This is a genomic window from Paraburkholderia sp. HC6.4b, from assembly GCF_014200875.1.
Taxonomy (GTDB): Bacteria; Pseudomonadota; Gammaproteobacteria; order Burkholderiales; family Burkholderiaceae; genus Paraburkholderia; species Paraburkholderia tuberum.
This window is the reverse complement of the sequence record NZ_JACHDC010000002.1, coordinates 87,195-98,848: the sequence shown is the minus strand read 5'-3', so window position 1 is coordinate 98,848 and position 11,654 is coordinate 87,195. Positions and strand designations below refer to the sequence as shown.

Below are 11,654 nucleotides of genomic sequence, written 5' to 3'. Positions count from 1 at the left end.
GCAACGCAAGCAGGCATTGCGTCGCAACATTCTTGCCACCCCGGCTGCGGCGCGATTTGTCCATGCTCGAACCAGGTCGCCGCAGTGCATCGTTCATTGCGAACCAACATCGTTTGCGGTCTGCGCGCCCGGATCGGGCGGCAGCGCGGTCAACAGCCGCGGCCCGTGCTGCGCGCCAGCCACCCAGCCGGCTTGCCAATCCGCTTCACCGGTCGGTTGCGCGGCGAGTATCACGAGGCCGTGCGCGGCGACCTCGAGTTCGGCCGTCGCGAGCCGCTGCGGCGCGCGTTCCGGATCGGCCGTGTCTAACAGCACATGCCATTCCAGGTGCGGCGCGGGAGGCGCGAACTGCAGCGGTTCCTCGTGAGCGTTGAGCATCAGTAACAATACTTCGGTTTCGCCATTCAGGCCCGGACCCGCGCGACGCAACGTGAACGCGCGTCCCTCCGGGTCCTGCCACGCTTCGATCGTCAGCGGATCGCCGTGTTCGTCGAACCAGCCGACGTCGAACAGGCCGGGCAGCACTTCGCGGTCGCCGAACAGAAAGCGCGTTTCACGCAGCAGCGGATGGCGCTTGCGCAATCCGATCACGCGCGCGACGAACTCGGTCATGCGCTGACCTTCCGGCGAATCCGCGAGGTCCCAGTCGATCCAGGATAGGTCGTTATCCTGACAGTACGCATTGTTGTTGCCGCGCTGCGTGCGCAGCGCTTCGTCGCCGGCCAGCAGCATCGGCGTGCCGAGCGTGATCATCAGTGTCGCGATCAGCGAGCGCGACACGCGACGGCGGGTCGCGAGGATCGCGGGGTCGTCGGTCGCGCCTTCGAGACCCCAATTGCGGCTGCAATTCTCGTTGTGGCCGTCGTTGTTGTCTTCCAGGTTGGCTTCGTTGTGCTTCTGCTCGTACGCGGTGACATCGGCCAAGGTGAAGCCGTCATGCGACGTGACGAAGTTGATCGACGCCCACGGCTTGCGATGCCGCCGGTTGAACAGATCGGCCGAACCGGTCAGGCGCGCGGCGAGGTCGGGCCGCAGGCCGGCATCGCCACGCCAGAAACGTCGCACCGTGTCACGGAAACGGTCGTTCCATTCGCTGAATCCCGGCGGATGATTGCCTAGCTGATAGCCGCCAGGGCCGAGATCCCATGGCTCGGAAATCAGCTTGCGTTGCGATAGCACCGGGTCCTGGCGCAACGCGTCGAACAGGCCCGAGCCCGGATCGAAGCCGTGGCTTTCGCGCCCGAGCGTCACGCCGAGATCGAAACGGAAGCCGTCGATATTGAACGCGGTCGACCAGTAGCGCAGTGAATCCATCACCATCTGCAGCACGCGCGGATGCGGCAGATTGACCGTGTTGCCGCAGCCCGTGTCGTTGATATGGTGACGCTCGTCGCCGGGAATCAGCCGGTAATAGCTGGCATTGTCGAGGCCGCGCCATGAAATGGTCGGGCCCATCTCATTGCTTTCGCAAGTGTGGTTGTAGACCACGTCGAGAATCACCTCGATGCCGGCCGCGTGCAGCTGGCGCACGGCGATGCGCATTTCGTCGAGCCGGTGCGTGCTCAGATAGGTCGGCTCCGGCGCGAAGAACGCTGCCGTGTTGTAGCCCCAGTAATTGCGCAGGCCGCGCTCCACGAGGAAGCGGTCGTTCAGAAACGCGTGCACGGGCAGCAGCTCGACCGCGGTCACGCCGAGCTTCAGCAAATGCTCGATGAACTCCGGCGACGCGAGCGCCGCGAACGTGCCGCGTTCATGCTGGCGCAGATCAGAGCGCAGCATCGACGCGCCGCGCAAGTGCGTTTCGTAGATCACGGTCTCGCCCCACGGCACGTCGGGCCGCCTGTCGTGCGACGAGTCGAACGCCTCGTCGATCACGACGCACTTGGGCATCGCGGGCGCGGAATCGCGCCGGTCGATCGAAAGGTCCGCGCGATTCGAATGCACGCGATAGCCGAACAGCGCGTCGGACCAGCGAAACTGCCCGACGAGCTTGCGCGCATACGGGTCGAGCAGCAGCTTGTGCGGATTGAAACGATGCCCGAAATGCGGCTGATACGGCCCATGCGCGCGAAAGCCGTACGCGGTGCCCGGATGCGCGTTCGGCAGATAGCCGTGCCAGATCTCGTCGGTGCATTCGGGCATGGTGAAGCGGCGAATCTCCTTGCGGCCGGTTGAGTCGAACAGGCATAGCTCGATTTTCTGCGCATTGGCCGAGAACACCGCGAAGTTGACACCCAGCCCATCCCAGTTCGCGCCGAGCGGATACGGCGAGCCGGGCAGCAACCGCTCGGGCAACGCATGCGACATGATTTCCCTTTCCTGTTCTGATTGTCGAGCTAGAGCTCGGGTCTGCCTGGGTCTTCATGCAACGGGCGCGCGGCGGCTGCCTGTGCGCCGCGCGCCCGGGTTACGGCACGTTTTCTCAGTCCGCGCGCAATACGATCGTCGCGAGCGGGGGCAAGGTCAGCGCGGCGGAATGTGGCCTGCCGTGGCTCGATACATGGTCAGAATGAATCAGCCCGCCGTTGCCCATGTTCGAGCCGCCGTACACGCCTGCATCGGTATTCAGCACTTCCACCCAGCGTCCGCCGCGCGGCATGCCGAGCCGATAGCCGAGCCGCGGCACCGGCGTCATGTTGCACACCACGACGAACTCCTGGCCCGCGCCGTCGGTGCGCCGATAGGCGAACACGCTGTTGCCGCTGTCGTCGCCGATCAACCATTCGAAGCCGCCCGGTTCGCTGTCGAGCAGATGCAGCGCGGGCTCGTTGCGATACAGATGGTTCAGGTCGCGCACCAGTAATTGCACGCCGTGGTGGTTCGAATCGTCGAGAAGATGCCAATGCGGCGAGCCGTCATGGTCGAACTCCGCCATCTGGCCGAATTCGCCGCCCATGAACAGCAGCTTCTTGCCTGGGTGCGTCCACATGAAACCCAAGTACGCGCGCAGATTAGCGAAACGCTGCCAGCGGTCGCCGGGCATCTTGCCGAGCAGCGAGCCCTTGCCGTGCACCACCTCGTCGTGCGAAAGCGGCAGCACGAAGTGCTCGGAATATGCGTACACCATGCCGAACGTCATGTTGTGGTGGTGATACTGGCGATACATCGGGTCTTCGTGCATGTAGTGCAGGGTGTCGTGCATCCAGCCCATGTTCCACTTGAAGTCGAAGCCGAGGCCGCCGTCCGCGAGGCGCGCGGTCACGCCCGGCCATGCGGTCGATTCCTCGGCGACCGTGATCGCGCCGGGCGCGCCCGGCACATAGCGGACCTCGTGATTCAAGCGCTTCAGGAACGCGATCGATTCGAGATTCTCGCGGCCGCCATAGATGTTCGGCACCCACTCGCCGGCCGCACGGGAGTAGTCGCGATACAGCATCGACGCGACCGCATCGACGCGCAGGCCGTCGACGTGATAGCGCTTCAACCACGCGAGCCCCGACGCGATCAGGAACGCGCTGACCTCGTTGCGGCCGAGGTTGTAGATCATCGTGTTCCAGTCCTGGTGATAGCCTTCGCGCGGATCGGCATGCTCGTAGAGCGGCGTGCCGTCGAAATCGATCAGGCCATGCGCGTCGTTCGGGAAATGCGCGGGCACCCAGTCGAGAATCACGCCGAGGCCTGCTTCGTGCGCGCGATCGACGAAACGCGCGAACTGCTCGGGCTTGCCGAAGCGCGCGGACGGCGCGAACTGCCCGAGCGGCTGATAGCCCCACGAACCGCCGAACGGATGCTCGGCGATCGGCAGAAATTCGATGTGCGTGAAGCCCATGCTCTTCGCATAGGGGATCAGCCGCTCGGCGAGCTCTTCCCAGACGAGACCACGCTGGCCTTCCTCGGCGACGCGCAGCCACGACTCCGCGTGCACTTCGTAGATCGTGATCGGCGTGCGCGCGGTCTGCTTGTCGGCGCGCGACTGGATCCACTCGTGATCGCTCCATGGAAACTGCTCGATCTCGTCGACGTGTGCGACGATTGATGCGGTGCCCGGCGGCTTTTCCGTCTGCATCGCGCACGGGTCGGCCTTCAGCGGCAGCGGATGGCCGTCGCGCGACAGCAGCTCGTACTTGTAGCGCGTGCCGGCGCCGACACGCGGCACGAACAGCTCCCACACGCCCGCCTGGTGACGCAGCCGCATCGGATGGCGGCGGCCGTCCCACGCATTGAAGTCGCCGACCACTGACACGCGCCGCGCATTCGGCGCCCACACCGCAAAGCGCACGCCCGGCACACCGTCGACGTCGACCGGCCGCGCGCCCAGACATTCGAGCACCGCGTACGGATCACCGCGCGCGAGACGTTCGAGCGGTTCGTCGCCGAGCACCGGAGCAAACGAATAGGTATCCTCCACTTCCTGCACCACACCGTGCCAGTCGATGCGCAAGCGATACGGCATCGCCGACGTGATGCGGCCCGCGAACAGGCCAGGGCGCAGTTGTTCGAGTTCGCCGAGCGTCGCGCCATCAGCGCGCGAAATCACGGTGACGTGCGCGGCGTTCGGCAGCAGCGCGCGCACGATCGGCCCCGCGTCCGTCTGATGCAGCCCGAGCTGCGAAAACGGATCGGGGTGACGCGCTTCGACGAGCGCGTCGATATCGACGGGTTGAAGGCCTGCGGCCGGATCATGCTCACTCATAGTCGCCCTCGGCCGGGTTAGGCGGCGTGGCCGCGCCAGGCGCCTGGGTTGACGGAACGCTGTGCGGCGGCGCACCGGTGTCGCCGAGCAGCCGGCTCACGAGCGCCGCGAGGCCGCGCACCGGCAAGCCGAGCCACGCCGGTCGGTTGGCCGCTTCGTAGCGGATTTCGTAGGCGGCCTTCTCGATCAGGAACAGATCGAGCAGCGCTTCCTCGGATTCGGGCGCGACGAGCGGTGTCGGCGACTGCGCGGCGGCCGCGCGATATTCCGCGAGGAACGCGCTGGTCGCGTGCGCGCGGAAGCGTTCGAACAGCGCGCGCTTGCGATCGGCGGTCTGTTGCGGCGCGCCTTCGGTGGTCGATTGCGCGGCTGCGCTCGCATACGAGAACGAGCGCATCAGACCGGCCACGTCACGCAACGGGCTCGATTTCTGGCGACGCTCGTCGAGCGAACGCGCGGGCTCGCCCTCGAAGTCGATCAGGTACGCGTCGCCGTGCGCGACCAGTACCTGGCCGAGATGGAAGTCGCCATGGATGCGGATGCGCAACGCGCCCGCGTCGCCCGGCACCAGCTTGTCGACGGCCTCGACGAGCGCGGCGCGGCGATCGATCAGACTTTGCGCAAGCCCCTTCGTGTCCGCGTCGCTCATGTCCGCGATGCGCGGCGCGAGCAGATCGAGCGCGGCCGCGAGCATCGTCTTCGCCGCCTCGACCCATGCCTTCACCTGTTTGGCGTTGGCCGGTTCCGGCGCGAACGCGGGGTCGTCGCTCGGCGTGGCGAGCGCGACGTGCAACTCGCCGAGCCGGCGGCCGATGATGCCCGCGAGTTCGCCGTAACCGTCCAGCAGAATCGACTCGTTCGTGCGATCGGGTACGGTCTGCGTTTCGGTGTCGATCGCGATCGCGAGTTCGTCGACCGAGCGGCGCAGATAGTCGAGCGACCAGTTCCACGCATCGCCCTGATTGTCGATAAAGCCCTGCAGGATCGCGAGCGTATGCGGCACGCCCTCGGGATCGACGCGCACCACTTCGCCATACAGCGGCGCGGTGTTCGCATAGCCGAGCTGCGTCAGATAGCGGCTGATTTCCGCTTCCGGATGGATGCCGCTGACGAGCCGCCGCACCAGCTTCAGCACCGCGGCATCGGCGACGATCAGCGAGCTGTTGCTTTGTTCGGCCGCGAGCCAGCGAATCTCGGGCCGCTCGCCGAGAGCGTCGAGTTCGGCGAAGCGCTCGGTCGGCAGGAACTTGATCTCGCTCTTCTGCACGGTCGGCACGACCGCGCGCTCGCGCAGCTTGCGCAGCACGTTGTGCGCGAAGATCGGCAGCGAGAACGCGTCGGTCAGATGGCCGACGGTGCGGCCCCGCCGCACGCGCGCAAGCGCCAATTGCAGGAACAGCGGCGTGGTGGTTTCGCCGCCCCATGTGAGCGCGATCGGTACCACGTAGCGTTCGGTGTGGTTGCCGACGTCCACTTCGATTTCGGTGAACGCGAAGCCGCCGTTCGGGATCGTGGTCAGCGCGGCGAGCCGCACCGCGTGCATCTTCTGATCTTTCGACGCGAACCAGCGGCGCCGGCTCAGCCACGACGGCAGCACCTCGGATTCCAGCAGCCGCACGTTTTCGGGTGTCGGCCCGGATTGCCCTTCGCGGATCACGATCGTGACGAACTCGGGCAGCGGCACGGAATGCGCCTGCGCCCATGTCGGCCGCCCGCCGCCTTCGCACAGCATGAACCACAGGAAGCCGTAGGGCGGGAACGTCAGCAGATAGGTCAGCTGGCCGATCGCGGGGAACACCGAATCGGCGGTCATCTCGATCGGCACGAAGCCGTTGAATTCTGACAGTTCGAGCTCGACCGCCTGCGGCGCACGCGACAGATTCGCGACGCACAGGATCGGCGCCGCGCCGGGCATCTCGCGCAGATACGCGAGAATCTTGCGGTTTTCAGGCTTCAAAAAGCGGATCGTGCCGCGTCCGAAGGTCTGCTTCGCGCGCCGCGTCGCAAGCATGCGGCGGGTCCAGTTCAGCAGCGAATGCGGGTCGCGGCTCTGCGCTTCGACGTTGACCGCGTCGAAGCCGTACAGCGTACCCATCACGGGCGGCAGCACCAGTTGCTCAGGGTCGGCGCGCGAGAAGCCGCCGTTGCGATCCGACGACCACTGCATCGGCGTGCGCACGCCGTCGCGGTCGCCGAGGTGGATGTTGTCGCCCATGCCGAGTTCGTCGCCGTAGTAGATGACCGGCGTGCCGGGCATCGACAGCAGCAGCGAGTTGATCAGCTCGATGCGGCGGCGGTCGCGCTCCATCAGCGGCGCGAGACGGCGGCGAATGCCGAGATTCAAACGTGCGCGGCGATCGCTCGCATAGGTGTTCCACAAATAGTCACGCTCGGAATCAGTGACCATTTCGAGCGTCAGCTCGTCGTGATTGCGCAGGAAGATCGCCCACTGGTTCGATTCGGGGAGTTCCGGTGTCTGCTTCATGATGTCGGTGATCGGGAAGCGGTCTTCGCTCGCGATCGACATGTAGATGCGCGGCATCAGCGGGAAGTGGAACGCCATATGGCATTCGTCTTCGTTGCCGAAATACTCCTTCACGTCCTCGGGCCACTGGTTCGCCTCGGCGAGCAGCATCCGGTTCGGGTACTCGGCGTCGATGGTCGCGCGAATCCGCTTCAGGACCTCGTGCGTCTCAGGCAGGTTCTCGTTGTTGGTGCCTTCACGTTCGACGAGGTATGGCACCGCATCGAGCCGCAGCCCGTCGATGCCCATGTCGAGCCAGAAACGCATCACCTGCAGCACCTCTTTCAACACCGCCGGATTGTCGAAGTTCAGATCGGGCTGGTGCGAGTAGAAGCGGTGCCAGTAGTACGCGCCCGCAACCGGATCGTGCGTCCAGTTCGACGGCTCCGAGTCGATGAAGATGATGCGAGTCTCCGCGTACTTCTGATCGGTATCGGACCACACGTAGTAGTTGCGATAGTTCGAGCCGGGCTTCGCGCGCCGCGCGCGCTGGAACCACGGGTGCTGATCCGACGTGTGGTTGATGACGAGCTCGGTGATCACGCGGATGCCGCGCGCGTGCGCTTCCTGGATGAAGCGCCGCACGTCCGCGAGCTGACCGTAGTCGGGATGCACGTTGCGGTAGTCGGCGATGTCGTAGCCGTCGTCGCGGCGTGGCGACGGATAGAACGGCAGCAGCCAGATCGCGTTGACGCCGAGCTCGGCGATGTAGTCGAGCTTGGCCATCAGACCGGGGAAATCGCCGACGCCGTCGTTGTTCCCATCGAAGAACGACTTGATGTGCACCTGATAGATGATCGCGTCCTTGTACCACAGCGGATCGTCGCTGAGGGCCGCGGGTTTGCCGCGGCGGCGCGTGCGTACCTTCGCCGCGGTGCCGACGGCCACGGCCGTTTGCGCCTCGTGCGCGGTTTGGGCTGGATCGTCGCGCTTCATGTTCCACCTTCCATCCAGGTTGGGTTGACAGCGTCTGCGTGAGGAGCGCTGTCGGGATCGTGGTCGCTGTCCTCGGGGCGATCGGCGGGCAGGCCGCCTAGCGGCGCGATGCGCCAGATCGAGAACGGTTGGCCCGAGCCGAGCCGCACGTGTTGCCAGCGTCCGTGCCATTCGAAGCGTGCGCCGGTCATCTGGTCGATCACTTCGAGCGTGGCGTGATCGTGTAGATGCCAGCGCTGGAACGTGTCCCACGACAACTCGATGTCCGCGCCCTGTTCGTTGAACGGATCGAGATTGATCGCGACGACGATCACGTTGTCGCGCGATTCGGTCGCTTTCTCGAAGCACAGGATGTGGTCGTTGTGCGCGGCGAGGAACGTGAGACCGAGATGCGTTTGCAGCGCCGGATTCGCGCGACGGATGCGGTTCAGTGCGGTGATCTCGCCGACGATATTGCCGGGCCGGTGCCAGTCCCACGCCCGCAACTGATACTTTTCGGAGTCCAGATACTCTTCGCTGTTCGGCAGCGCGGTGGCCTCGCACAGTTCGAAGCCGCTATACACGCCCCACAGGCCGGCCAGTGTCGCGGCCAGCGCCGCGCGGATCAGAAAGCCCGTGCGTCCCTGCGATTGCAGATGGCGCGGGTTGATGTCCGGCGTATTGACGAAGAAGTTCGGCCGATAGAAATCGCGCGCGCCGGTCTGCGTGAGTTCGCCCATGTACTCGGTGAAATCGCGCTTCGACTCGCGCCACGTGAAGTACGTGTACGACTGCGAGAAGCCGATCTTGCCGAGCCGGTTCATCATGCGCGGCCGCGTGAAGGCTTCGGCGAGAAAGATCGTGTCGGGGTGGCGCGCACGCACGTCGGCGATCATCCATTCCCAGAACGGCAGCGGCTTGGTGTGCGGATTGTCGACGCGGAAGATGCGCACGCCCGCGTCGACCCAGAACAGGATCACGTCGCGCAATGCGAGCCACAGGCCGGGCTTGGCGTCGTGCGCGTAGAAGTCCGGGTTGACGATGTCCTGATACTTCTTCGGCGGATTTTCGGCGTAGCGCAGCGTGCCGTCGGGGCGCCACGCGAACCACGTCGGATGCTCCTTCAGCCACGGGTGATCGGGCGAGCACTGGATCGCGAAGTCGAGCGCGATCTCGAGGCCATGCGCATGCGCGGCGGCGAGCATCGCCTTGAAATCGTCGAGCGTGCCGAGTTGCGGATGCACGGCGGTGTGACCGCCCACGGCGGCGCCGATCGCATAGGGACTGCCCACATCGCCCGGCTGCGTGGTCAGCGTGTTGTTGCGGCCCTTGCGGTTCGCGAGGCCGATCGGGTGGATCGGCGGGAAGTACAGCACGTCGAAGCCCATGTCGCGGATGCGCGGCAGCTTCGCGCTCACGTCCGCGAACGTGCCGTGGCGCGACTCGTCGTCGCTCATCGAGCGCGGGAAGATCTCGTACCAGCTCGCGAAATAGGCGGCCGTGCGTTCCGCGTCGATCTTGTAGATCACGGGGTCGCGGCTCAGAAACGGGCGATGGCGCGCAGCGGTCATTGCCTTCGCTGTGGCGGGCGCGAGAATCACTGCGAGCTTCTGTTCGGCGTCGGCCTTCTGGAAGTCGCGCACGATGTGTTCGAGCGGCTCCTTGTCGGCGCCTTCGGTCGTCTCGACTTCGGCGAGCACGAGCGCGAACAGATGCGCGGCTTCGTCGAGTTCTATCTCGACGGTCTGGTTCGCCTTCAGCTTCTTCTGGATGTGCTCGACGAGCGACGCGAAGTCGTCGCGCCACGCGATCACGGTGAACTCGTAGCGGCCGATCCGCTCGAGCGGAATGCGCGCGCTCCACAAGTCGAGCCCGGCCGGCGGCGCGGGCGACATCAGTCCTTCGTGCCACGCGGTTTCGTCGGCCGCGCGCCACAGCACGGCGGCCGCGATCTTGTCGTGACCTTCGGCGAAGATCGCCGCGCGAATTTCCGCGCGCTCGCCGACGCTGCGCTTGGCCGCGAAGCGACCGTTCTCCACCGACGGCGACACGCTCTCGATCGCGACGCGCGGCGCTTCGATCGCGTCGAGCACTGTCTTGCGGCCGCTGCGCTTGCTGTTCGCCTTGTCGATCGGCGGCGCGAGGCAGATCGGCTGCTCCGCGAACGCGCGCAGCAGCCGCACCGCACCGGGCGCGAGCGCGAACGGCACGAGTGCCGCGGGTTCGGTTCGGCCGCGCGCGTCGAGCGGCGCGAAGCGCGTAAAGCTGCCCGGCACGCCCGCGAGGAAGCGCGCGGGATCGACACGCACTGGCGCACCGAGCTCGGGATTCACGACGATCAGAACGGCTTCGCCGGCGTCGCGCAGATCGGCTGCGTCGCCGCGCAGCAGAACCGCGGCCGATGCGCCGGGGCCGCTCAATGGGCGCAATTCACCGTTCGCGTGCAGTGTTGGCGTGTTGCGCGCGAAGTCGTTGGCCTGGGTGACGGCGGCGCTCAGATCGAAGCGGCGCGACTGCGCGGCGCGGGCGAACTGCGCGGCGTCGCCGCGCGTTTGCGACATCGGTTCGGCGATGCCGTATTCGAAGCCCATCGGCATCATCCAGCCGCTGCCCAATGCAACCGACGTGAACAGCGCGCGTCGATACGCCCGCTCGACGATCGCAGCATCATGCACGTCGCTCAGCTCGGCGGCGAGGCGCGTACCGTACGGCGCTTCGGGAAAGGCGATCGGCGCACCAACGCGCGCGAGCGCCGCATGCTCCTCGGCCATCCAGCTCGAACGGAAATCCCACCAGCGCACCGACGAAAACGCGCTGTCGAAGCCGGCTGCTTCGAGACCGGGCAGATCGCCGCGCGACAGGCCCGGCGTTGCCGCGAGAAAGCGCACGCGCGGATGCTTCGCTCGCACTTCATCGCCGAGGTGCCGCCATGCGGCAGCCGGCACGCGATGCGGCGAATCGAAACGGAAGCCGCCGACACCCGCCTCGGCGAGCGCGAGCAGTTGCTGGGTCCACCAGACGCTCAGCGAGGCACTCGTCGCGGGGTCGTCGAAATTCGCGTAGGCAACGTTGTCTTCGCGATGCACGTGGCGCGGATCGAGCCGTGCGAGCTCGGACTCACGCGCGTGAAACCAGTCCGAATGCTCGCTGTACAGCACGCCGTCGGCGGCCATGCGGTCGATCACGAGATCGACCAGCAGTGTCAGGTTGTTGCGGCGCGCGGCATCGGCGAGCATGCGCACGGCGTCGTGCACCGAATGCTGCGCCTCGAACACCGGATGCAGCCGAGCGTGATTGCCGACCACCTGGCCATGGCCGGCCTGGCCGGGCTCGAACAGCCCGCCGATCAACGCATGATCGAAGCCGAGCCCGGCCGCATGAGCGAACTGCGCGGGCCAGGCATCGAGGGGCCCGACGAGAAGAGAATGAAAAAAGTAAATCCGCGGCGCGTACCCGTTTGGAGATTCCATCGGTCGTTTCCAGAGTTGTCCTGCTGCGGTGTGGATGCACTTGGCATGCGATCACAGCGCTCATTGGGCTTCCCGAGCCGGATACCGCGCGATGCGTCAGCGGGGGCACGTA

General features: G+C 66.0%; 4 protein-coding genes. All 4 read right to left on the bottom strand.

The annotated features are described in order from the left end of the window. Nucleotides 1–93: 93 nt before the first annotated feature. On the bottom strand, nt 94–2,307 hold the full coding sequence (glgX, locus tag HDG34_RS02735; RefSeq protein WP_184057525.1) for a glycogen debranching protein GlgX: 2,214 nt from the start codon (nt 2,305–2,307) through the stop codon (nt 94–96). 115 nt (nt 2,308–2,422) lie between these two features. Continuing rightward, nucleotides 2,423–4,633 carry a 1,4-alpha-glucan branching protein GlgB gene (glgB, locus tag HDG34_RS02730; RefSeq protein WP_184057523.1) on the bottom strand — a complete coding sequence of 737 codons (2,211 nt, stop codon included), beginning with the start codon at nt 4,631–4,633 and terminating at the stop codon, nt 2,423–2,425. After that, nucleotides 4,626–8,093, bottom strand: a complete 3,468-nt coding sequence (gene treS, locus HDG34_RS02725; RefSeq protein ID WP_184057521.1) for a maltose alpha-D-glucosyltransferase — start codon at nt 8,091–8,093, stop codon at nt 4,626–4,628. The genes glgB and treS overlap by 8 nt, the downstream gene beginning before the upstream one ends. Continuing rightward, nucleotides 8,090–11,542: a maltotransferase domain-containing protein gene (locus HDG34_RS02720; protein WP_184057519.1), complete on the bottom strand. Its 3,453-nt coding sequence runs from the start codon at nt 11,540–11,542 to the stop codon at nt 8,090–8,092. The genes treS and HDG34_RS02720 overlap by 4 nt, the downstream gene beginning before the upstream one ends. Nucleotides 11,543–11,654: the final 112 nt, after the last annotated feature.

Excerpts from the sequence above, each read along its gene's own strand:
- glgX (WP_184057525.1), bottom strand. The coding sequence starts at position 2,307 with ATGTCGCATGCGTTGCCCGAGCGGTTGCTGCCCGGCTCGCCGTATCCG.
- glgB (WP_184057523.1), bottom strand. The coding sequence starts at position 4,633 with ATGAGTGAGCATGATCCGGCCGCAGGCCTTCAACCCGTCGATATCGAC.
- treS (WP_184057521.1), bottom strand. The coding sequence starts at position 8,093 with ATGAAGCGCGACGATCCAGCCCAAACCGCGCACGAGGCGCAAACGGCC.
- HDG34_RS02720 (WP_184057519.1), bottom strand. The coding sequence starts at position 11,542 with ATGGAATCTCCAAACGGGTACGCGCCGCGGATTTACTTTTTTCATTCT.